This is a genomic window from Sphingobacterium sp. JUb56, assembly GCF_014191365.1.
GTDB classification, from domain to species: Bacteria; Bacteroidota; Bacteroidia; order Sphingobacteriales; family Sphingobacteriaceae; genus Sphingobacterium; species Sphingobacterium anhuiense.
The window spans coordinates 121,570-146,743 of the sequence record NZ_JACHWL010000002.1 but is presented as its reverse complement, the minus strand read 5'-3'; the positions used below and the strand labels follow the sequence as shown (position 1 = coordinate 146,743).

16 protein-coding genes are annotated in these 25,174 nt (G+C 34.5%); 12 read left to right on the top strand and 4 right to left on the bottom strand.

What is annotated here, in order from left to right:
* The first annotated feature begins 186 nt into the window (after window positions 1–186).
* From FHR29_RS20190 to FHR29_RS20180, 3 genes are read left to right on the top strand one after another with little or no spacing between them, the layout of a single operon-like run.
* Window positions 187–840 carry a hypothetical protein gene (locus FHR29_RS20190; protein ID WP_183916888.1) on the top strand — a complete coding sequence of 218 codons (654 nt, stop codon included), beginning with the start codon at window positions 187–189 and terminating at the stop codon, window positions 838–840.
* Window positions 837–2,057: a hypothetical protein gene (locus FHR29_RS20185; RefSeq protein ID WP_183916886.1), complete on the top strand. Its 1,221-nt coding sequence runs from the start codon at window positions 837–839 to the stop codon at window positions 2,055–2,057. The genes FHR29_RS20190 and FHR29_RS20185 overlap by 4 nt, the downstream gene beginning before the upstream one ends.
* The gene (locus tag FHR29_RS20180; protein WP_183916885.1) at window positions 2,057–4,852 is read left to right on the top strand and encodes a hypothetical protein; all 2,796 of its coding nucleotides are present in this window, start codon (window positions 2,057–2,059) and stop codon (window positions 4,850–4,852) included. Before FHR29_RS20185 ends, FHR29_RS20180 begins: the two co-directional genes overlap by 1 nt.
* A gap of 106 nt (window positions 4,853–4,958) precedes the next feature.
* Here FHR29_RS20180 and FHR29_RS20175 read toward each other — a convergent pair whose 3' ends face one another.
* Window positions 4,959–6,032 (bottom strand): hypothetical protein, encoded by a 1,074-nt coding sequence (locus tag FHR29_RS20175; RefSeq protein WP_183916883.1) that lies wholly within the window; start codon window positions 6,030–6,032, stop codon window positions 4,959–4,961.
* 438 nt (window positions 6,033–6,470) lie between these two features.
* Here FHR29_RS20175 and FHR29_RS20170 point away from each other — a divergent pair, with 438 nt between their 5' ends.
* The 9 genes from FHR29_RS20170 (at window position 6,471) to FHR29_RS20130 (ending at window position 22,465) form a co-directional block, all read left to right on the top strand.
* On the top strand, window positions 6,471–8,714 hold the full coding sequence (locus FHR29_RS20170; RefSeq protein ID WP_183916881.1) for a S41 family peptidase: 2,244 nt from the start codon (window positions 6,471–6,473) through the stop codon (window positions 8,712–8,714).
* 451 nt (window positions 8,715–9,165) lie between these two features.
* Window positions 9,166–9,711, top strand: coding sequence for an RNA polymerase sigma-70 factor (locus FHR29_RS20165; RefSeq protein ID WP_183916879.1), 546 nt, complete (start codon window positions 9,166–9,168; stop codon window positions 9,709–9,711).
* A 67-nt stretch (window positions 9,712–9,778) separates the two neighbouring features.
* Window positions 9,779–10,936: a FecR family protein gene (locus FHR29_RS20160; protein ID WP_183916877.1), complete on the top strand. Its 1,158-nt coding sequence runs from the start codon at window positions 9,779–9,781 to the stop codon at window positions 10,934–10,936.
* 219 nt (window positions 10,937–11,155) lie between these two features.
* Complete coding sequence (locus tag FHR29_RS20155) at window positions 11,156–14,599, top strand: TonB-dependent receptor (RefSeq protein ID WP_221197903.1); 3,444 nt, start codon at window positions 11,156–11,158, stop codon at window positions 14,597–14,599.
* 2 nt (window positions 14,600–14,601) lie between these two features.
* Entirely contained in the window at window positions 14,602–16,311 is a 1,710-nt protein-coding gene (locus FHR29_RS20150) for a RagB/SusD family nutrient uptake outer membrane protein (protein ID WP_183916875.1), read from the top strand.
* Window positions 16,312–16,338: 27 nt separating this feature from the next.
* Complete coding sequence (locus tag FHR29_RS20145) at window positions 16,339–18,408, top strand: alpha-L-fucosidase (RefSeq protein WP_183916873.1); 2,070 nt, start codon at window positions 16,339–16,341, stop codon at window positions 18,406–18,408.
* A 1,233-nt stretch (window positions 18,409–19,641) separates the two neighbouring features.
* The gene (locus tag FHR29_RS20140; RefSeq protein WP_183916871.1) at window positions 19,642–20,454 is read left to right on the top strand and encodes a GLPGLI family protein; all 813 of its coding nucleotides are present in this window, start codon (window positions 19,642–19,644) and stop codon (window positions 20,452–20,454) included.
* Between the two features lie 217 nt (window positions 20,455–20,671).
* Window positions 20,672–21,202, top strand: a complete 531-nt coding sequence (locus tag FHR29_RS20135) for a thioredoxin domain-containing protein (RefSeq protein ID WP_183916869.1) — start codon at window positions 20,672–20,674, stop codon at window positions 21,200–21,202.
* A gap of 438 nt (window positions 21,203–21,640) precedes the next feature.
* Window positions 21,641–22,465 carry a GLPGLI family protein gene (locus FHR29_RS20130; protein ID WP_183916867.1) on the top strand — a complete coding sequence of 275 codons (825 nt, stop codon included), beginning with the start codon at window positions 21,641–21,643 and terminating at the stop codon, window positions 22,463–22,465.
* Window positions 22,466–23,008: 543 nt separating this feature from the next.
* Here FHR29_RS20130 and FHR29_RS20125 read toward each other — a convergent pair.
* The 3 genes from FHR29_RS20125 to FHR29_RS20115 all read right to left on the bottom strand — a co-directional run bounded on the left by FHR29_RS20125 (window position 23,009) and on the right by FHR29_RS20115 (window position 25,001).
* Window positions 23,009–24,082 (bottom strand): hypothetical protein, encoded by a 1,074-nt coding sequence (locus FHR29_RS20125; RefSeq protein ID WP_183916865.1) that lies wholly within the window; start codon window positions 24,080–24,082, stop codon window positions 23,009–23,011.
* Between the two features lie 407 nt (window positions 24,083–24,489).
* Window positions 24,490–24,798 (bottom strand): hypothetical protein, encoded by a 309-nt coding sequence (locus tag FHR29_RS20120; RefSeq protein ID WP_183916863.1) that lies wholly within the window; start codon window positions 24,796–24,798, stop codon window positions 24,490–24,492.
* Window positions 24,777–25,001 (bottom strand): helix-turn-helix transcriptional regulator, encoded by a 225-nt coding sequence (locus FHR29_RS20115; RefSeq protein ID WP_183916861.1) that lies wholly within the window; start codon window positions 24,999–25,001, stop codon window positions 24,777–24,779. The genes FHR29_RS20120 and FHR29_RS20115 overlap by 22 nt, the downstream gene beginning before the upstream one ends.
* Window positions 25,002–25,174: the final 173 nt, after the last annotated feature.

The window sequence follows — 25,174 nt, the reverse complement described above, 5'->3', positions numbered from 1 at the left end:
AGACTGGTAAGGATAAGTTGGTTGCGCTAGTCGCTAAAATAGACCTAAAGTGCTGTAAGTAAGTTCTATTTATTTTTTTAAGTATATCGTCCATATGGGCGGCATGTATAATTTTTATATAAATATTAAATTAGACCTATGCGCATTTTTTCAACATTAAAAGATAGGCGATCGAACATATTGTTCATGATCTATGTAAGATTTTCACAACAATTTGGCATAAAAAATAGGCATCCTAATCAGCCCGTTTTTCAAAACAGATCTACAGTATTTTCATTTTTATTTACGGTGCTTCTGATTATTATCATTACCAAGTTTGGAATGGCACAATCCAGCAATATCTTTATACATACCGATCGAGACTATTATTTTCCGGGCGATACGGTATGGTTCAAAGGTTATTTTATGAAAGACGGTTTATTTGCAAAAGATCTTCACAATATGTACATGAAACTAATCGATGAGAAAGGTAATGAACTATTTCGTTCAGTAGCGCTCATCAATGATGGCGTTACGGTTAGCTATTTTAAAATACCTAAAGACTATAAAGCTACAGAAATATTTATTAATGCAAATACCGTTTTAGATTCTAGTACGAATAGTAGACCCTACTTTAAAAAATTGGGCACTCTACAACTTGCAGAATCAGATAAATTGATTAACCAAGATCAGAGTCCATCAGGGGTACAGTCCTCAAATTTCAATTTGTCCATTCGTCTCGAAGGAGGTGTACTGTTTAACTCTGTAGGAAGTTTACGAATGGTGGAAATATATTTTTCAGAGCTACTTACTCCGACGAAAGTAAAGTCGTATTTTAACAAGATCAATTATAATTTATGAAGATAATACACCTATTCTTTGCTTTATTTGTAAGTGCGAGTTTATATGGGCAAAAACTCTTAATACCTGATTCGACTGTTATACAGGAGATTCGAATATCCCCATCAGACGCATTCGGTGGTACTGTTTCCGAATTATTAGATAGTGTTGTATATATTAAGCTTGAAAAACCAAGTAAGGACTGGGTTGGTAATTTGCACAATTATTATATTATCAATGATAAATTAGTGCTTTCAGATGGTCTTATAAAAGGAGATATGTGGCTCTACAATTTGACAGGACAGTTTATCAAGAAACTTAATGTACCAAGTGATATTGTCCGTAATAATACCATTTTTTATAATGTGGATAATACACATTTGTATTTAAGTGATATCTATAGTGAAAAAGTAAATTCAGACGGAGTTATAACAGATGGAATTAAATTTTCTTTAAATGGAGATGTATTAGAAGAATTTCCTTTAAGACATAAAAAATATAAGGGTAAAAAGCTGCTAATAGAAGGTACAGTTCGGTTTGATAAAGATGAATTTTGGTTTTCTAGGCCACAGCGTGCTTATAAAGAGTCTAATAATGTAATTCTATATCAAAAAATAACCTCAGAAGAGATCTTGCCGTTATTAAGCATCGATACTACCGATCGCGATTATAGCAAAATAAAGATCCATAACATGAATCAATTTTTCACATCTTTTGCTAAGGGGGTGAATTACTTGTATTACTCAAACCCATTTACTTATGAAGTTGCGGAAGTGTCTAAAGGGGGCTTAAATAAAGTTTATAAATTTATTCTTCCATTAAAAAATACAGCTTCACTTGAAGTATATGATAACGAAACATATAATAACAATAAATTCAATTTTTTTAAAGCAAATTCAGATTTAGTAGTCGCTATTGATAATATTAATAGATATAAAGAATATCTCCTTTTTAACTTTAATAGGGGATTGAAAGGTCGATTTGCATACTCTTTAAGTAATGGTGAACTGATCAATTTAGCACAAATTGTACCTGATCAAAGTAATGATTATTTGCCAATCTTTTCATCAATTAATCCACACATTGTATCAGATGGTACTTATTTATATAGTATCATTTATAGTAATGATGTTAATGCATGTATTAATGAATTTTATAAAGGAAAAGTTGTTCCTGATAAAATCAAAAATCTTTCAAAATTCAACAATCCTATTCTAGTTCGTTTCAAGCTTAAATAATGGTGAAACTGAAATATTTCTTCCTATTCTCGCTCGTACTTGTTTGTAATGTTTTATTTGCTCAAAGCATTTTAAAAGGTATTCTAGTTGATTCAGTACATAATAATGTACTCGGTTCAGGAACTATATCTATTTATGAACAAAATATTGAAACCGTCGAAAAAGTTTCATTAACAGATAGGTTTGGTCGATTTGAAGTACTATCACTTCCTGCAAATAAAATATTTAAAGCAGTATTTTCCTATAACGGTTTTGAGAGTAAAACCATTACGTTTCAGTTGTTTCAAAATGAAAAAAGGGATCTTGGTAGGATAAGCCTTCAAAAAAGAGTTATACAGCTTGAAACCATAGAAGTAAAAGCTCCTGTTGTGATGAATGGAGATACACTTGAGTTTAATGCTGATGCTTTCAAATTGGACACGAATGCCGTTGCTGAAGATCTGTTACATAAGTTGCCGGGCATTGTGGTTTGGGGAGATGGAAAGATCACCTATAAAGGGAAACCTATACCAAAAGTATTAGTTAATGGAAAGGATTTTTTTGGAAGTGATAAAGTTATAGCCCTGCAAAATATCCCCAAAAATGCCATTGATAAACTGCAGGTATATGATAAACGTGATGAAGCAGAGAAAGCTCAGAATCCATTTGACAATGACTACGAAATGAACATTGTTCTAAAAGACGGTAAAGAAAATATGTACTTCGGAACGATCGCTTCCGGTGTTGGAACCGATCGGAAATATGATGGTAATCTAAATTTGAATTATGCCAATAAAAAATTGCAGAGTACATTAGCTTATTCGCGGAATAATACGAATCGAAGCCTGACGAGTATAAATCAACTACTCCGCAATACCACTTTTAAAGGAATCGGTATCATGTCAGATTTTGACTCGGACTTTAGTCGTTCAGGTCACATTGCTCAAAATGTTTTAGGAGGAAGAGTTCAGTATGATTTTAAAAAAAATGAAGACAAAAGAACCAAAAATATACTTTCAGCAAATTACCTCATCCATTGGGATAAAGAAATATATGAAGATAAATCAATTACCCGGCTGTTAGCAGGTCAAGATGATCATACAAATGAAAGTAGTTCCTCCTTAGCATTGGAGCAAAATAGAAAGTCGCAACATGCAACTGTTGATTATAGATTTACCAAAGAGATTGCTCAAAGAAAAATCGTGTTGCGATCAAATCTTGATTATAACAATCAACAACGGAACGATAATTCAAGTTCGAAAAGCATTTATAATTATACCAATAATAAGTCGGAGTTTACAAATGCAGTTTCAACTCATTCAGACTCCAAGTTGATGAATATAGGACTTGAAATGGATATTTCTTCTAAAGATCCAATGAGTCTCTTTTCATCGCAGGATAGTCGTATAAATTTAGTAGATCAATTGGCATTTACAATTAAATTTACACCAGAATGGAAAGATGAATACTTAACGAAAAATGCCATAGGGAACTATTATAATTTAATAGATTCGAACAAAACAAAAAGCTCGAATAGAGGCTATCAGGAAAAGCTAGAAAGTAAACAACAGTATGTTTTTTTTGGAGTGAGTTTAAAGAACTTTCAATTGACAAATGAATTGAAAAATAGTGAAGAGCTTGTAGACCGGATTGTTCGGGATCGTATAGGTCAAATAGATACAACTAATTACGGGCTTACATACCTTTCAAATCTAAAAAAATTATCGTACATCCCGTCAGTAAATTATTCGTTTAATGTTATGCAAAGACAACTTAGCGGTCGTGAATCAGAATATTTAACAGTACGAACAGAATTAGGACTGAAATTATTTAAATTGGCAAATAGTTCATCCATTGAGGCATTAAATATTGAGAAGAAATACTATACCTATCAACCTAATGTAACGTTGAATTATAAGTTTTCTAAATTAGGAAAGTACGAGTTCAGTACAGGATTAGCTTATAAATACGATGAGTATTATCCTATGATACACCAACTTGTTAATGTGTATGATGATATTAATCCATCCTTCCGCATTTTTGGCAATATAAATTTAAAGCAGGAACAGGTCAATTTGCTGATGTTAAATGCTGCTTTTGTGCAAAATCGTTCCCATGGTTATGCTATTAAATTTAATACCACTATTCAGGGGAAAACTCAAGGTATTATGGATAGTGTTGCCTATGTGGTGGATCAACAGGAGATTCATTATATTAATAGTCCGAGAACAGTGTATGAGTGGAATAATAATTTTGAATTTGAAAAATCATATCTTTTTAAAGAAGGACATACTTTAGCTATCAAAAGTCTAATAGGTTTAAACTGGTATAACGGATTTCAATACGTGAACGATCAATTTTTTAAAAGTCTAAACAACAATCAACAATTAGATATAAAGCTTTATTATACTATTAATAATCGATATTCAATGAGCCTGTTGAATGATTTAAATAGATATCAAAGGCGTAACCGAGACTTTAATGCAAATAATTATCTCAATAAAGATTGGTCAGTAGGTATGGGGTTTTCTTATCTATTTTCGAAGAAGATCAGTTTTAAGTCCGAGCTTAAATCTAAATATATATCATCAACTTTTGGAAATGACGATATCCTACTATTAAATACGTTCTTGAACTGTCGTTTTAGTAAAGGAAATAATTTCGAAGCAAAAATTGCGGCGTATGATCTTTTAAATCAAAATAAAGGTATCTATTTTAAAAATGGAATTAATGAATATACAAGTGGACAGCGGAATAATTTAGCACAGTATTTTATGTTGACTTTGACATATTTTCCAAGAAAATTTGGATTTTAACTTTTGTAAAGGAAAGGTTGCTAAATATTAAGTCCAATAATAGTCATCTCTTTTGATTTATAATATTGAGAAACTGCTTCCTTAAAATATGGGTAATTACAAGAAGTTATTTAAAATCCCATTTAGTAAAATCCATAATGACTGAATCCATGATACTTTCTCCTGCAATTTTTAATTTTTCATCAACAGGACGATAATTATGTTGTAGCCCAGGATAAGGTTTCATCGTCAGATTTGTTTTTTTTGCCCTTATAAAATAAATTGGTAAATTATCACACATCACTGATTTCGGATCTACTGTGCCATAACAAACATAGATGGGCTGTTTTGTCTTTAGAAAATAAGGTACCAAATTTTCGTCAAAGCTCAACCAAGTCCTATTAGCATCACCAGATTTATCCTCGATGGTTTTGGGATTTGCAACTATATCGATCCACAATCTATAAAATGAATCAATAGATTTTTGTGATTGTTCATAAGATATGTCTCCCATCATCGCATTGTATCGATGCTCTCTAAGGAGGTCGTCAATTGTTCCAAAAGGATTACCTCCAGAAAAACCAACTTTATATACTTGCTTATTACCTGAAGCTGCTACAATTGCTACTTTAGCCCCTTGTGAATGTCCAAATAAAGTAATATGATTTTGATCAACCCAAGATTGATTACTTAAGTAATCAATTACTCTATTTGTCCTTTTTACATAATTACTTAAAACATTCGCAGCGTGATATTCGGGATAAAATAAAGGATAAGGATCCTTTTGCTTAACATGCCAAGCCTGTTCATTGAGGTCTTCGCTGCCAAGAGATAATGGAACTGCTGGCATCGAAATAGCTACAAGATGATACTTTTCTTTCAATTTCTTTACAGTCTCATCCTTCAAAAAAGAAAAAACTAAGAGAGCTTTCATATCATCCGATTTATAATCATAAATAAGAGGAACAGGTGTAGACCCTTGTAAATAGAACAATACGGGTTTCTTTTTATCGAAATCATCGCTCAATACTATAAAATCAATTGTATCTCTAGCATGTTTTAGTTGAAAATGTTTAACTTTTTCTTTTGTGGTTTGAATAAAACCTTGATCTGCATTTTTGAAATAGCGCAATGGTGCACAGCTCCCTAAAAAGAAAATAAATAATACACAAAAATAAATTCCGACTTTTGTTTTTATCATAATATAGTTTAATCAGTTGTAACTGCATTTTCAACAGTTTTTTAAGTATTCTTTTCCGTAATTTGAGCCTCGGTATTGCCATATAATTGTTCTTAGCACAACCACGGTGATAATTTACATTAAATTTAATAGATTATTTTGCTTTTTGAATTTTCAGTTATCATGCTAGTCTTTATTCTCAAATTGTCTGTAACTCCACGGGATTAGGTCTAGATAATTTTTGGCATCTATGTGTTAATTGAATTTTGCTATCATTTTATTTCCTAAACCAAAATGTACTATCTGAAAATTTGGGTTTTATAGTGTAGTTTCATTACAAATTCTTATCTTATAATTGTTTAACTCTTCTTTTAAGACCTTTATAAAAAAGTCTTAAAAGAAAGAAAGGTTACCAGTTTTGAATAAAATATAGCCGTTGATTACTAATATCAATATTTTATGAAGATACTTTCAAGTGTGGTTGTTTTATTTTCCCTTTATTTAATAGGGTGCTCACAGGCATTGATCTCTCAAAATCAAGATTTAAATCTTGATTTTGAAGTTCATGAGAAGGGTTTTCCGGAAAAGTGGGATTACTTTGGAAATGGGAGTTATAAGATATATGTAGATTCTGTAGAGGCTAGGAGTGGCCGATATTCTGTAGTAATAGAAAATACCGGCGATAGCGCAAGTTTTAAAGCACTCTCTCTCGTTCTACCTGATAATTATAAAGGTAAATCTATCCACTTGTCTGGTTATATTAAAACAGAAAATGTAAGAGAAGGGTATGCTGGATTATGGATACGGATCGATCCTAAAATTGGTTTTGATAATATGGGTGATAGGGGAATAACAGGTACAACAGATTGGAAAGAATATGAAGTTACACTCCCACTTTATCCAGAAAAAACAGAGAAAATATTGATCGGTGGTTTGTTGGTTGGAAAAGGAAAGATGTGGTTGGATGATCTAAAAGTTACTGTTGATGGGAAATCATTGGAGCATCCCAATCTTGAGCTATGGGGGAGCAATGCAGATCGAGATAGAGAGTTTAGTAACGGTTCGAATATCATTCTTCCTAAACTAAATAATCAGGACATTAATAATCTAGATTTACTGGGAAGAGTTTGGGGGTTTGTGAAATATTATCATCCGAATATTGCAAAAGGAGAATACAATTGGGATTTTGAGTTGTTAAGGTTTTTACCAGATTATTTAAAGGTGAAAAATAATACAGAAAGAGATGAATTATTAGAGAAGTGGATTAAAAAATTCGGAAGTTTACCAATCTGTAGTACCTGTAAGGAAACTGATAATGAAGCGGTGGTAAAACCAGATCTATTATGGATAAATCGTTTGAGTATATCAAGAAAATTGAAAAATGTACTCAATGATCTCTATAATAATAGAAATCAAGGGGAACATTACTATATTTCACTACACGCTGGCATAGGGAATCCGGATTTTAGGAATGAAAAACAATATAGTGATATGCTTTATCCAGATGATGGTTTTAGATTACTTTCACTGTTCAGATATTGGAATATGATACAATACTTCTTTCCCTATAAACACTTAGCAAATAAAGATTGGAATACCGTATTGAAGGAGTATATTCCTGTTTTTTTGAATGCAAAGGATAAGTTAGAATATGAGCTTGCCACACTCCGAGTTATCGGAGAAATTAATGATACACATGCAAATCTATGGGGTGGCGGAGATAAACTTCAGCATTTGCGAGGTCGATACTATGCACCGCTCAAAACTGATTTTATCGAAAATCAATTGGTCGTTACTGATTATTATAAGTCTGATTTTCCAGGAATGACAAAATTAAAAATAGGAGATGTCATTACACATATAAAAGGAAAAACTATTGAATCTCTTGTAGATAGTTTACGACCTTATTATCCCCATTCTAATGAAGCAGCTATGCGTAGAGATATTGCCAGAGATTTATTGCGATCTTCCGAAAGTACTATGCCGATTAATTATCGTTCATCAAATCAACATAAGCAGACTAAGATTATGCTTTATGATCACAAAGATTTAAATATTCAAGCCTGGTATCAAGAGAGGAAGAAAAAACCTACATTCAAGTTTTTGACAGATAGTATTGGATATTTTACCTTAGAAAATGTTGAATTTTCAGATGTATATGAACTCAAAAATATGCTTGGAGATCTTAAGGGGCTCGTGATAGATATTAGAAATTATCCAAATAATTTTGTTGCCTTAAAATTACCTTCTTTATTTGTTTCTAATAAAAAAGAATTTGTGAAATTTTCTGTTGCGAATATCAAAAAGCCAGGAGAGTTTAATTTTAGGAGAGGGCCAATGATTGAATCAGATAAATATACTTATCCGATTAAAAAGAGGAAACCATTTGGAGGAAAGGTAGTTATATTGGTTAATGAAATATCTCAGAGCCAATCCGAATACACTGCAATGGCATTGCGTGCTCTCCCAAACTCTTTAATCGTTGGAAATACCACAGCTGGAGCTGACGGCGATGTTTCGTATATAAACTTACCAGGAGGCATATCAACTACAATCTCCGGATTAGGTATATATTATCCTGATGGTAGAGAGACTCAAAGAGTAGGTATTGTTCCAGATATTATAGTCAATCCAACAATAAGAGGCGTGAAGAGTGGGAAAGATGAAGTGTTGGATAAAGCAGTAGAAATATTGAGACACTGATTTTGTCTTATTTTGAAATGCGTTCTGCTAAAGTTTATTCGTCATAAGGTTGCAATGGAAAATGTGTAGATAAAAATATTGGATTTATATTGCTATTACTTGTTGTATTGGTCATACCTGCGATCTCTTATATTTATGGTAATAAAATCTCTACGTGATATGATTGGATTTTGTTTCTCCGTTCTCTCGCATATTGATAGCGGAAAGTTCGTTGATCGAACTTTATTTTGCAATTATTTCTTGAAGGTTGACCTGTTTCGATTTAGAACTATCATTTTAAATGATTTTTTTGTACTGATGTAAACTTTCAGAATTGTTTTTATATCTACGGTGATATTCGTAAGTTTATCAAATCATTCAAACCAATTCTGATTCAAATTTCAAAGAATTGAATCTGTATCGACTTATGAAGCGTTATGATGAATATTCAGATATTGAACTGCTTGATCTTATGAAAAAAGATCATGAGCAGGCACTTTCTGCGCTTTATCACCGCTATTGGAACAAATTGCTTGTTGTTGCGGCTCATCGGCTTGATGATATTACGATAGCAGAGGAATGTGTACAAGATCTATTCTGTAGTTTATGGAGCCGTAGGCATACATTGGTTCTTCGATTCTCATTAGCGACATATCTTTCTGTAGCGGTAAAATATCAGGTAATTAAACAGCTGGATCTCCAATACCGTAAGGCTGAACGAAAAGAAAAGTATATTTCCGATTATGCCTCATCGATTAATCTTCCATCGGCAGATGAATCCATTTTAGAAAAAGAAATGATTGAACGTATTTCTGCTGCTATCAATAGATTGCCAGATAAATGTCGCATTGTTTTCAAATTGAGCCGTGAAGAAGGAATGCCTAATAAACAGATCGCAGTTGAATTAGGTATTGCAGAAAAGACAGTTGAAGCACATATCTCCAAAGCTTTAAAAGATTTGCGTACTGATCTGGTCACGATTTCTCCGCTTGTGTTATTCTATTTATTCGAAAAATAATTTTTTTTCATCTTGACTAAGGGTCGGTCTGATTTTTCAGTACTATATCTTCAAATTACCCCAAATTATGATTCAAGAATACGACAAAGAACTTTTGTTGAAGATAGCCTATAAGCTAAAACTAGGTCAAGTTAGTCCTGAGGAACAGGATTATTTTGACCGTTGGTATCGTGAACACAAGGATGATATCTTAGAACTACCCGAGGGTTATGTACCACATGTGGAAATGATCCGCGATCGTATGCATGAAAATATTATGCATAGAATAACTGCAGAACAATTTCCAAAGAATAAAAACAATCCAAAGAAATGGTGGAGTATTGCGGCCGCAGCTCTCCTTATTATGGGTTTGTTTTTTTATTTCCAAAACAATGGAAATGTAAATGGAAGTGATCCTAAACAAGCGGCTGTAGATACTGTCATATTACCAGGTACGCAATCTGCAACGCTTACATTATCAGACGGCAAGAAAATAAAATTATCCGATCTCAAGACTGGTCAAACGGTAAAGGCAGATGGTGTTCTGATTACTAAAGCCGCAGATGGCAATTTGATTTACGAGGTTGACCATACATTTACTGGAAGAATGAAATTAAATACAGTTGCAACGATGAACGGAGAAACCTATACCATCAACCTTCCTGATGGTACGCTGGTATGGTTAAATGCTGGATCATCCTTAAAATATCCTGTTGTTTTTGATAAAAAGGAGCGAAAAGTAACCTTGACAGGTGAAGCTTATTTTGAAGTAGCGTCGAATAAAAAAGTACCTTTTAGCGTTGTCAGCGGAAAACAGACTGTAGAAGTATTGGGGACTCATTTTAATATCAATGCTTACGATAATGAAAAGTATATAAAAACAACTTTACTGGAAGGACGTGTAAAGGTTAAAAATGACGATGTAGTTTCAATTTTAAATGTAGGGCAGCAGTCTCGCATTAACAAAGAGAAAGATGGAATTGATGTCTTGGAAGTTGATCTGGAGGAAGCAGTGGCTTGGAAAGAGGGATATTTTAGATTCAATAATGAAAGTATTGAAAGTGTCATGAGAAAAGTTGCGCGATGGTACAATATCGATGTTTCATTTCAAGGAGTGATATCTAAAGAAAAATTTAATGGTACAGTATCTCGAAATAAGGATATAGATCAGGTATTGGAAATATTGGAATTGACGAATGCGGTGCATTTCAAGATCAAGGGAAGGAGGGTTACTGTGATGGAATAGCTATACCACTATAGTAATCAAAGAAAACCAGGATTGATGCTAATCAAAATCCTGGTCTTGTTTGGACGATTTAATTTATTGCTAATGTATTATAAACCACGAATATCAGCCATCTGGACAATGTATTGATATTCGTATAACCAAACTTAACAAATGTATGAAAATTTAAGACCAAATCTACGGCCTTCTACTATGGGCGTAGCTAAAATCCTATTGGTTATGAAACTGATTGTTGTATTAATGATTGCCATGGTACTCAGGGTGAATGGAAGCTCATTTGCTCAAAATGTAACATTGTCGGAGCGAAATGCTCCGCTGGCAAATATCTTGGAAAAGGTTAGAAAACAGACGGGTTATGATTTTCTGGTGACTGAGAGTATGTTGATTAATGCTAAACCGGTTACCATTAATGCTAAAAATGAAAAGGTATCAACAGTTTTGACTAAGATCTTTGAGCATCAGAATTTAAATTTTAAAATTAAAAATAGTTCGATCATTGTTAGTAGTAAGTCGGTATCCTTAGAAGCTGAAGAAACTGAGAAACCGGTGCAGGATAACCTATCGGGTAAAGTTGTGGATAGCAAAGGAATGCCGATTACGGGTGCTACGATTAAAATTAAGGGTGGAACGCAAACGGCGGTGAGTGGTGAGGGCGGTCGGTTTCAACTGCGTACTTCTGATAAGAATGCGACACTTATTGTTTCATTTGTGGGGTATGAAACTCAGGAAGTTCGTGCAATAGCTGCAAATTTAACCATTACAATGACCCAAACTATGAGTGGTTTGGATGAGGTGGTTGTGGTTGGTTATGGTACTCAGAAAAAAATTAACCTAACTGGCGCTGTCAGTTCTGTTGGTTCTGAAGTACTTGAAAATCGTATGATTACGAACATAGGTGCTGGTTTACAAGGTGCAGTTCCTAACCTAAATATCGGAATTTCCAATGGTCGCCCAGGTGCTGGTGCTAGTTTTAATATAAGAGGCTATACTTCGTTGAATGGTGGCGGACCACTTATTCTTGTCGATGGTGTTCAGATGGATCCCAATCAGCTCAATCCGCAAGATGTGCAGAACGTAACGGTTCTAAAAGATGCAGCAGCGTCTGCTATTTATGGAGCACGTGCAGCATATGGAGTTGTTTTGATCACGACCAAAAATGGAAACTATAATTCGGGGACACGTGTCAATTATTCTTTCAATCAAGGTTTTTCCAGACCGACCACTATTCCAAAGACGGTTAATTCTTTAGAATATGTAGATATGTATAAATATGCGGATCTGACGGGTAACCTTTCTGGTGGTGGTCGTGGATCGGAAGTTTGGACAGATACTGATATTGAAAAAATGAAGGAATACATGGCCAATCCAATTCCTGAAAATGCGGTATATATTGATCCAAGTAATCCTACACGCTACCGTTATGTTGGCAATACCGATTGGTGGGAAGAAATGTTTCCGGGATGGGCGCCTATGAGCGAACACAATTTGGGTCTGACTGGAGGTAGTGAGAAAATAAAATACCACACTTCACTGGGATACTTAAATCAAGGTGGTTTGTTTAAATCGGCGAACCAAAAATACAAGCGTTATAATGTCAATATGGGATTGGAGACAAAGGTAACCTCTTGGTTGGATCTGAATGCTAAGGTTCGTTTAAATCGTAAGGAGGATGACAAGCCCGCGCGGTCTGCCGCTATTGAGGGTATTTTTGGAGATCGTATTGCGACAGATCTAAGACCTAATATTCCGATTAGACATCCAGATGGTCATTACTCGGGCCAGGGTAGTACGACCAATCCATTTGCTATGAACGAGTATAATGGACGTGATACTTATCAATCCGACGATATCTGGTTGACGGGGGGATTCAATATTCATCCGCTTAAAAACTTTAAAGTGGTAGGGGATTTGACCTGGAATAGCTATAATTATAACAATAAGATCAACACAAAATCATATGATGAATACGGAGCGGTTCCTGCTGGTCAAGATCCTACAAATCCGGACAATGCTTATCTGGTAGGACCTTACCCACATAACCGTGTGCCTTGGGTTTCGGAGAGTAACTCAAAGGATCGTTATACAGCAATCAATATTTATGCGGAGTATGAAAATACCTTTGCTGAAAAGCATTATTTGAAAGCTATGGCAGGGTATAATAGGGAAGAGAAGATTTATAGTAATTTTAGTGCACGTGCTAAAAACCTGTTGAATCAAGATTTTCCATACCTTAATTTAAATAATGACGATAAGCCTATCGTAGGCTCTCTACCGTTGGATTGGGCGCTTTTGGGACAGTTTTTTCGCGTTAATTATATATATGATAATCGTTATCTAATAGAAATCAACGGTAGACATGATGGTTCTTCACGTTTTGCTGCAGATAAACGCTATGTCTTTAGCCCTTCGGCAAGTGTTGCATGGCGCCTTTCGAATGAAGAATATTTAAGTTTCTTGAAACCAACTTTCAACGATTTAAAAATCAGGGCTTCTTATGGTACACTACCTAATCAAAGTATTGATTTGAATAGCAATCCGACTAATGGTTCACTATACCCATACATTGCGACGATGCCTTATGGTACCACCAATTATATCTTTGGAAATGCTAACCAATCCTATATTACAGCTCCTGGACTTGTAAGTACGTTGTTTACCTGGGAAAAAGTGACATCTAAGAATATTGGTTTAGATTTCGCCCTGTTGGACAATAAATTGAGTGGTTCATTTGATTTATACCGCAGAGATACCCGTGATATGTTGGTGGGTGGACAGCCATTGCCAGCGATTCTGGGTGTTGGTGCTCCTAATAGAAATGCGGCGGATCTGAAAACAACAGGCTGGGAGTTTGAAGTTAAATACAACAATAAGATCAGTGACTTCAACTATTTTGTCAGCTTTAATATGAGTGATAATAAGGCTAAAATCACCAAATATGACCTTAACCCAACGGGTGAGTTAACGTCACATTATGTCGGCAAGCAAATCGATGAAATATGGGGCTACACTTCCAATGGGTTATATCAGAGTGATGCCGAAGCAAATGATGGCTTGAATAAAGAACGACTTTTTTCGGGAACGTGGCTTGGTGGTGACGTTCGTTTTGAAGATTTGAATGGGGATAAAAAAATTGATAACGGTAGCAATACGTTAAGTAATTCGGGTGATATGCGTATTATCGGTAACCAAACTGCTCGATACTCCTATGGTATGCGTTTCGGTGCTGATTATAAAAACTTTGATTTATCGGTATTCTTGCAAGGTGTAGGACGTCGTGATGCTGTAGTAGGTGGTACTTATTTTTATGCATTTGGTGGTGGTGAATGGGATGTGCCAACTAAAAATCAAATGGACTACTGGACGCCAGAAAATCAAGATGCGTATTTTCCACGTCTCCGTTTTGGAGGGAATGGTAATACAGTGACTTCGACCCGTTATCTGCAGGATGCTTCTTATATGCGCATCAAAAATATCACGATCGGATATTCTGTGCCAAGTTTGATTTTGAAACGAGCGAAAATTGAAAAGATCCGCTTATTCTTCTCTGGAGAAAACTTGTTCACCTTTACCAAGATGTTTGACAATTTTGATCCAGAGCAATTAGACAGAACTGCGTATCCATTAAGTAAAAATATCTCCTTGGGAGCTCAAATCACATTCTAGCCATGAAATACAACCATAAATATTTGAATATATTGCTCGCTTCAGGTCTTTTCCTTAGTCTGAATAGCTGTAAGGATGATGGATTTTTAGATCGTTATCCTAAAAATGAATTTAGTGAGGTGACTTATTTTAAAAGTGAAAACGATTTAAAATTGTTTGCCAATCTATTTTATAATAATTTACCATTTGTGAACAATTATTCGGCTGATAATAATTCGGATAATATGCTTCCAGCGACTTCCGATGCTTTGTTGGGCGGTACAGTTTCAGTCCCTTCTGCTGGCGGAGGTTGGGCTACTGATGACTGGCTCCCGATTCGCAGATGTAATTACTTCCTTAAGCGTTATGAACAAGTACAATCGACCAATAAGGAGCGTTATGCTGCCGAAGTGCGTTTTTTTCGGGCACTCTTCTATTGGCAAAAAGTAACGGCTTTTGGTGATGTTCCATTGGTACTATCGGATCTGGATGAGACCTCTCCAGAATTGTATGGACCTCGTGTCAAGCGTAATGAAGTGATGGATCAGGTTTTGTTGGATTTAACATATGCCGCGAGTAATCTACCTGAAAAAGGTTCTGAAGAAACGGGGCGCCTAAATAAGGATATTGCAAATGCTTTGTTGTCACGAATCGCTTTATGGGAAGGAACTTTTCGTAAGTATCACGGCTTGGGCGACCCCCTGCCTGTACTGCAGGCTTCGTTAACGGCTTCTGAGGCTTTGATAAATGGTGGAAAGTACCGTTTGTACACTACAGGAAATGTGGATAAAGATTATCAAGATTTATTTACGCAGACTGATCTGAAACCAAACCCTGAGTCGATTATGCATTGGGCTTATATTATTGGAACTTTGACACAAGGTTATACGCGTACTGCAAATGAGAATAATACAGGTGTCAGTAAGGATCTGATGGAGGCTTACTTGTACAAAGATGGAAAACCTAGCGGTTTGACTTCTTTTCCAACGGATGATAGCGAACCTGCTAAAGAAGCGGAGAATAGAGATCCTCGGTATAAGCAAACGGTTGCCAGCCCGGGTTTTATCTATCGGATAGGTACGAGTACGGTTGCACCACTTGCTTATGGGCTACCTTTGATCGGAACGTCTCAGACTTCTAGTGGATATTGGTTAATCAAAGGGCGGTCAAGTGATCCTGTTCAAGAGATCGCGAATCAATCGGATATTGATGCTTTTATTTTTAGATATGCAGAGGTATTGCTGAATTATGCAGAGGCGAAGTATGAAATTAATAAAACGCTAAGTCAAACTGATCTGGATAAAAGTATTAATTTACTTCGTGACCGTGTAGGTATGCCACATTTAACAGCAATGGTTTCAGCAGACCCACGTCCGGTTGATTATGGATATGTGGTGACGCCTTTACTGTACGAAATACGTCGAGAGCGCCGTATCGAACTCATGGGAGAGGGATTTCGATTGAATGATATCAAAAGATGGAAAGCCGGAAAACTTATCGAAGGTATAAAAACGGTGAGGGGAATGAAGCTGAATGCTGATTTGAGGAAAAAGTATAGTTATGATGTGAGTAAGATTGCGACTGATAATAATGCTTTGATCATTGTAAATACGAACTACAGTAATGGTCGCAAATGGAACGATAAATACTATTTTAATCCAATACCATTGAATCAGATTAACCTTACTGCAGGCAAGCCAGGTGCTTATGTGCAGAATCCGGGATGGGAATAATTGGACAAACTGATAGATTAATAAGGAATGAATTATATCAAAAAAAGTCTAGCGCTAGGGGTGATAACCCTTATTACGACATGGCATGTCAATGCGCAACAGGCTGCTCCAGCGCCCTATGGGGCGCTGCCGAGTGCCGACCAGGTTTTATGGCAGAAATTAGGATACTATATGTTTATCCATTTCGGACCGAATACTTTTACGGATAAGGAATGGGGTGATGGCAAGGAAAGCCCTATGGTTTTTAATCCAACTGATCTCGATGCGCGTCAATGGGCTAAAACAGCTAAAGATGCGGGTATGAAAGCTATTATTATAACCGCTAAGCATCACGATGGTTTTTGTTTATGGCCAAGTAAATACAGTACACATACGGTACGTGAAAGTCCATGGAAAGGTGGGAAGGGTGATGTGTTAAAAGATCTCTCTGAAGCTTGTAGAGAATACGGATTGAAGTTTGGGGTATATCTGTCTCCTTGGGATCAAAATCATCCTTCTTATGGAACTCCTGAATACAACGATATCTTTGCCAAAACGCTGGAAGAGGTGTTGACGAATTATGGTGATATCTATGAGATGTGGTTTGATGGTGCAAATGGAGAGGGACCAAATGGTAAAAAGCAAGTTTACGATTGGCCATTGTTTCGTAGTGTGGTGTATAAGCATCAGCCTCATGCGGTTATATTTAGCGACATTGGCCCAGGAGCTCGCTGGATCGGCAATGAGTCTGGCTTTGCAGGAGAAACCAACTGGAGCACGCTCAATACGGATGGTTTTGGAATGGGAAAGGATGCGCCAAAACAAGCAATCTTAAATTCTGGTGATGAAAACGGTAAATATTGGATACCTGGTGAGGTGGATGTCTCCATTAGACCTGGATGGTTTTACAGCCCGGATACAGATGATAAAGTAAAGACCTTAAGTCAATTGCTGGGTATTTATTATACTTCAGTGGGACGTAATGCTAATTTGCTACTCAATGTTCCTGTTAGCCGTACTGGAAAGATTCATCCGACAGATTCGACACGCTTAATGGAGCTTAGAGCTGTTGTGGATGCTACTTTTAAGACAAATTTAGCTAAAGGGAAAACTGTATTGATCAATACGACTCGCGCACCTCAAATCACAGATGATAATTATGATACTTATTGGGGAGCTGAAGGCAACGCTAAAAAAGCAGTTTTAACACTTGATTTGGGAACAAAAACAAAGTTAAATCGTTTACTTCTACAGGAGTATATTCCGCTTGGACAGCGGGTAAGATCCTTTGAAGTAGCCTATTGGAACGGTCAGAAATATGTAGCACTGGTTAAGCAAAGCACAATAGGTTATAAAAGAATCCTTGCTTTTCCGACAATAGCGACGAATAAACTTCGGATTACACTCGAGGCTAATGCCGCGCCAGTACTTTCTGAAATTCAGGTTTATTTAGCTCCAGAAATGCTTGATGTACCTGTTATCAATAGAACCAAGGAAGGAATAGTATCTATTAAGACGAATAGTCCGGATCCGATTGTTACTTATACGCTAGACGGTAGTGAACCCAACATGAAAAGTATGCGTTACAATCAACCCTTTGAGCTGAAAAAAGGAGGAACTGTAAAAGCAAAGGCTTTTATTAATAACGGAAAAGATTTTAGCGATGTGGTGATCGCAGATTTTGATCTTTCGACAGCCGATTGGAAAGTCTTGCATGCAAGTGAATCTAAAAAAGAATCGCAGATAAACAGGGCCTTTGATGGTAACGGTAGGACTAGTTGGGAAGCTAATCCTGCTGGATCTACGGGTATTTATGAAATCGCAATTGATATGGGCAAGGAAATGGAAATCGCAGGATTTACTTATACACCTGCTAACAATGGTAATACGGGCGGAACTGTTACTAAATACAATTTTTACGTTAGTAGGAACGGAAAAGATTGGGATCGTATCCTAACGGATAAGGTATTTGGAAATATCAATAATAATCCGGTAAAACAGCAGGTGATGTTCCCAAGTAAAAAGCAGGCTCGCTTTATTAAATTGGAAGCCCTTGCGGTAATTGGTGCCGATCAAAGTGGAATGAAAATAAATGAAATCGGCGTGATTGTAATGTAAAGTATAAATAGCAGATGTGATCAATCTTTCTAATTAAGGTTGTCAATGAGCAATAAACGATAGTTTATTGCTCGTTCTGTTTAATTGAAAGAAAATCTCCTTAAGATGCGATTCGAAATTTGGCTTTTATTATGATCTGATAAGAAAAGTCTTTAAGGCACAAAGACAGCTCTCCCTTTGGTCTTTCCACTTCTTATACGCTCCTAAACTTCATTTGCTTGATCGAGTTTAAATTCCTCTATCTCAATCAATATAAGTTAAATTCTTTCAATTATCTTCCTTTTTCAATTTACAGTAATTACAATATTCTTACCTTCAGCAAGTACATATCAGCGCAGGATTAGGCCTAAATAATTTTTAGCATTTGCATATCGAATGCGTTTTGTTATCATCGTATTATGTAAATCAAGGTTTATGATCCGGAAGTAAATTCAAACTTCTGGATTTCGTTTATTTAGATCTATTATGTTATTCATTATTCAATGACTAGTAGATAATGGCGTATATTTATGATTTTATTTGAATGGTTGATTATATTTTACTTTGCATATGCAACGATATTAATCAAGCTTCTTCTTGATAGCGTTTATATTAAATGATGTTTTCATCGTTAAAATGGAAAAATCGATCGATTATTATTTTAACGATGTGAAATGATTACTAGCTTCACATTAAGCTTTGAATGTTATTCTATACTTAGAGTCTATTTGGAAATTCCTATCTGTGTGATTGTTTTTTAAGTTTATGTTTAAACTAGGTTTGCTAACTAATGGAGTAATGGTTGTATTTGTTTATATTTTATTAAAAATTACGCAATCGATTGATTTGATTTAATGTTTTAATTTTTGATAGCTGTTAATTATCTTAGAGTATAAACTTAAGTTTTAGAAGTCTCTTTATATATTACATAATAGTTTTCTAAGTAACCAAATATCTTATTTATGGGCAGTTTTAATTTTCTGCAAAGTAAAAAACAGAGTGACCTTTATTGTGCTTGCGAATTTGTACTAGACAGTGCAAAGGTTAAGTACAATAAATTAAACCTTCAAAATCTCTTGGAAGCTCATATTGAGTATCCATCATTACTTTCTTTATAAGATGTTTTAGCTGAATATGATGTTGTAAGCATGGCTGTCCGTAAAGGGAACCATGTTTATGGAGGCTTTGCTATAAGGCAAGGCTTCTGTTTTATTGTAAATTTTACAAAGATTAGGAATAAGGGAAATAATAATTATGATATACAAATGTAAAATCAGCCCATTGATCATCATGGCAGTGTTAGGGTTATTCATTGCTACAAATAGCTTTGCCCAAAATTATAAGATTATTTACCTTGCTGCTTATCAACGTGACACGACAGAGTCTCATAAGATACGAGAAGAAGCACAATTAATTATTAACGAAGGGAGATCTTTGTTTCAGATGAGTAATCATGCACAGTTTGATTCTATCAGATATCATGGAATAGAAAGAAAAAAGTCGTCGAATTATACACCCTATCCAATTGATATTATTAAGGATTATAACACGAACAAGCTGACATTTTATGAAGATATTCTGAAAGATAAAAGTGTGTTTTATTATGATGAGCCTATGTTAAATAAGGAAAACTGGCAATTATTGAGCGATACGATGACGATTGGAAATCATTTATGTCAGAAAGCTGAAATTGAATTTGGGAATAGAAAGTGGACAGCTTGGTTTGATCCAAATATCCCGATTAGTGATGGTCCTTACAAATTCGCTGGATTACCAGGTTTAATCGTAAAAATGAATGATGTAACAAATTCATGGTCTTTTATACTTTCAACCATAGAAAAGATAGGAGGAGATATAAAAATTAACTTATCATATTTACCAGAACCAAAGGAAATTCCGCGTGCAGACTTTCTTAAAATGAGGAAAGAGATGTTGGATAATATGATAGATATTCAAGAGGCTGCTGGTACACTTAATCTTCGAATGAAAGGTGACGTCAATAATGTTAATATGAAAAAAAACTACGCTAATGCTCGTAAAAAGGATAACAATTGGATAGAGCGATAGTTTTACACATCTATTAATATTTTAATCAATTTTATATATAATTAAATTATTAATCTCCACTATTTATTTTCAATATCATTCAATTGATTTTTCACAAACAAAAGCACATCATGTATTTGTAGTTTTATTCTTAGGATTAACCACTATGTTGCTCGTTTACTTTGTAATTCCAGTTATTAAGAGAGCAAATGATAGTAAGGAATATAGAAGTAAATGGATGAAATTATGTTACAATCCATCCATTTTTAATTCATTGCTCCAAAATATTAATCCTGTTACAATTGATAGTGATGATTTAGGGATATTGATTGGAGATGAGCATGCCAGTATAGAGATTATTAAAGTATGTAATCCATATTGCTGGCCATGTGCTAAAGCACATCCTGATTTAGAGGAGATTGTGAAAAAAAATAAAGATGTTAGTGTTCGGATAATTTTTACATCTACTGGAGATGAGCATGATGCTAAAACTGCTCCAGTACAGCATTTGTTAGCTATTCAAGAAAAGTATGGAAGATCTAAGGTAAACGAAGCATTGGATGCTTGGTACATGTCCCCGAATAAGGATTATATAACATTTGCTTCAAAATATCCGATGAATGGAGAACTGAAACTTCAAAGGGATAAAATAGTTGCTATGCGAAAGTGGTGTGATGATATGAAGATTCGGGCAAATCCAACAGTATTTATTAATGGTAAAGAACTGCCTGATCATTATAGCATAAAGGATCTCATTAATTTTTTCTAGAATAAGAATGCCTGAGCCAGTTCGAAATGTACTCAGGTAAACAGAAGGCTACCTGTAAAAGACCTTTCCATGCTATTCAGGAAATAGTGAATAGCAAGATTTGTTAAAATAAAAAACAAAGTTATGAAAAAGATTTCATAAAAAAACTTGAATCTGAATGAGACAGAAGCCTTGTCTCGTGAACAATTGAAAAATGTGCTTGGTGGGTATGGTGGAGGAACTACTGTAACAATTCCATTGCCAACTGGAGGGTCAAATTGTTCTTTTAATTGTGAATGTATAGGGACTGATGGTTCATATTACAATATATCTGTAAGTTGCGCCGGGTTAACATCAGATCAAATGGTAGGATTATGTGACAGCAAGTGTTAAATTAAGATACATCCCGATTCAAATGAATCGGGATGTATTCAAAGAATTAAAAAAAACATAATTAATATGAGAATATTTCTATTTTTAAACATTTTACTATTTTGTTTTTCTTTTTCTCATCTACAAGCGCAAGAAAAAGCTAATACAGATGTGATGCAGGCAACTTATAAGTTAGAATTGTTGCGAGATAGTCTTAATCCTAATAGTAAGAGAACACTGATGACCGAATTACTCATCTATCCCAATGAATCCTGGTTTAGAACGCTTTCGAGAGGTGTATTTGACACATTACAGTATTATCAATTACCCACTCGAAATCGATATAGTCCTCGTGATGAACATGAATTAAATTATATTATTAATAAAAATTATAACACAGGTGATATTCGTTATTATTCCCCTTTAAGGGCTATTTTTCAAGATTATTGTTATTACGATGAACATGTAAATCAGCAGGATTGGAAGATAACAACTGATACAATTGTTAGGAATGGCATCACTCTCCAGAAAGCAACACTAAATTACAGTAAGAGAAAATGGATAGCCTATTTTAACAAAGAGATCCCAATCAATGATGGTCCTTATAAGTTTTCAGGGCTTCCAGGACTTATTTTTGAGATATCAGACGAAAAAGGCACTTGGAAATTTTCTCTTCTGAGGCTAATCCACTCGAATCATAATTCCTTTAATTCAAATTTTTTAGAAAAAGCGAAATATATGAATAAAAAAGAATTCCATAGCTTACAGCGTCAATTATTTGAAAATAACGTACAAGATTCTGAAGCTCGTGGAGAAATTACTTTTAGGTCAGCAGATGAAAGACAACAAGCTATAGAAAGAAGAAAAGAAAAAAGTAAGACATATAATAATCCAATTGAATTAATCCGGTAGATGCTATTAATACAAAATATATTGTTTTTTAAAACACACGTTATCAAGACAGTAAAAAACTATGTCAAAATACTTAATCGCATTTTTATTCACCCTCTGCTATTATACTAATTTATTTCCCCAAACGACCATTTCAGGCAAATTAGTTGACAATCAGCATAAACCTATACCTAATGTAACTGTTCTGAAATACCGATCAGAGACAGTGTTTTCTTTTCGAAGGTTATCTTGGCCCGAAATGAACATGATTCCCTTATTAAGCTGAAACCGGGTATTCTGGCAGATGGTGATATAATTACGGAGGATCAGTCTATTTTTAAAAGAATTTGGTTAAATTTTACAAAAAATTTAAAATATTAAAAATGGAGAGGTAGAACAAGGGATTAAAAGTTAACTTGTTCTTTCAAATTTTTGTACAATTATATGCTTAGTCTAGTTTAGCCTAGCTCCTTTCGGAAATATAACCAAGTCAAGGATCAATTCGCTGTCCTATGGAGCTTTTTTAAATCTTCAGTATTCTCAAATATGGGTAATGACAAAAAGTTATTTAAAATCCCATTCTGTAAAATCCATAATGACTGAATCCATGATACTTTCTCCCGCAATTTTTAATTTTTCATCAACAGGACGATAATTATGTTCTAATCCAGGATAAGGTTTCATCGTTAGATTTGTTTTTTTTGCCCTAATAAAATAAATAGGTAAGATATCGCACATCACCGATTTAGGATCTACTGTACCATAACAAACATATATGGGTTGTTTTGTCTTCAGAAAATAAGGAATTAAGGATTGCTCAAAACTTAACCAATTCCTGTTTGAATCACCTTGTCTTTCATCTAGTACTTTCGGATTAGCAACAATATTTTTCCATACGCTATAAAAAGCATTAATCTTTTCTTGCGAGCGTTCGTGCGATATGTCGCCAAACATCGCTTCGTATCGATATTCTCTAAGTAAATGGTCAATGCTACCAAAAGGATTACCTGCAGAAAAACCAATTTTATATACCTGTTTATTCCCAGAAGCTGCTGCAATCGCTACTTTAGCCCCTTGCGAATGTCCAAATAAAGTAATATGATCTTGATCAACCCAAGGTTGTTTAGTTAAAAAATCAATCACTTTTTTTGTTCGATTTACATAATTAGATAATACATTTGCAGCATTATATTCAGTATGAAAAATAATATATGGTTCTTTTTCCTTAACATGCCAAGCCTGTTCATTGAGGTCTTCGCTGCCAAGGGATAATGGAACTGCTGGCATCGAAATAGCTACAAGGTGATACTTTTCTTTCAATTTCTTTACAGTCTCATCCTTCAAAAAAGAAAAAACTAAAAGAGCTTTCATATCATCCGATTTATAATCATAAATAAGAGGAACAGGTGTAGACCCTTGTAAATAGAACAATACGGGTTTCTTTTTATCGAAATCATCGCTCAATACTATAAAATCAATTGTATCTCTAGCATGTTTTAGTTGAAAATGTTTAACTTTTTCTTTTGTGGTTTGAATAAAACCTTGATCTGCATTTTTGAAATAGCGTAATGGTGCACAGCTCCCTAAAAAGAAAATAAATAATACACAGAAATAAATCCCGGCTTTTGTTTTTATCATAATATAGTTTAATCAGTAGTAACTGCATTTTAACAGTTTTTTAGGTATCCTTTCCGTAAATTGAGGCTCGGTATTGCCATAAAATTGATCTTAGCACAAACCATGGTGCCAATTCAGATTAAATTCTATAGATTGTTTTCCTTTTTGAATTTAGAGTCACTGCACTAGCCTTTATCTTCAAATTGTACATAACCTCGCAGGATTAGATCTACATAATTTTCAGCATCGACAGGTCGATTAAATTTTGCTATTAGCTTATTTTCTAGACCAACATGGACGACCTGAAATTCTAGATTTGCTGATGTAGTTTCCTCAGCATTGCAAATAATAATTTCATAGCCCTTTAGCTCTTCTTTGCTGATCTCGGGAAAAGATTTGTCGATATAAATAGCAATTTTTGAAAAGTTCTAGCTTTTAAATTCTTCAGCAAATAGATTGACTTTGTTAATTAATTCAGGATTTATGACATCGAATTTCTTTTTACCACCATTTTTAGGGTCGTCTACTTCGATTTCAATAGCAAATGCAATTTTTTCAATCTTAATCAGACGTTTTAATTCCGTGTCTAAAGCTTTCGCTAAGCCAATAGGTCTTCTGGAATGGCTAATTTTCAACAAAGACTCATCTATTTCAAATAATTCACCTTGCTTTTTTTCTATAGCCTTTTCAATTAATATTAACTCATATGTAGAACTTACTTTTGGTATTTCGTCCACTTGCTTTGGTATAATAAATTTCTAATATCTTCATTAAGAAATTCAGCTATTTCATTAAGCGTATTCAATGTTGGTTGTTGTTTATTATTTACCCATCTTGAAACAGTCTCCTTTTTCACTTTAAAATGAATTACTAAATCATTGTTTTTCATTCCTTTTTCTTCTAAGACTTCTGATATCCGATTTATTTTATTTTCTGACATAATTTATTTTAAATAATTGTTGATTTTTAAAATCAACTTTAGTATATTTGTATATGATTAGTAAATAGCTAATCCAATTTTGTTTGAGCTGTAATTGGGTAAAACCTAATTAACTGAATGAGTCTCTAACTTTTCGATTGATACCCGAGAAAGAGGCAGTAAGATTAGCTCAT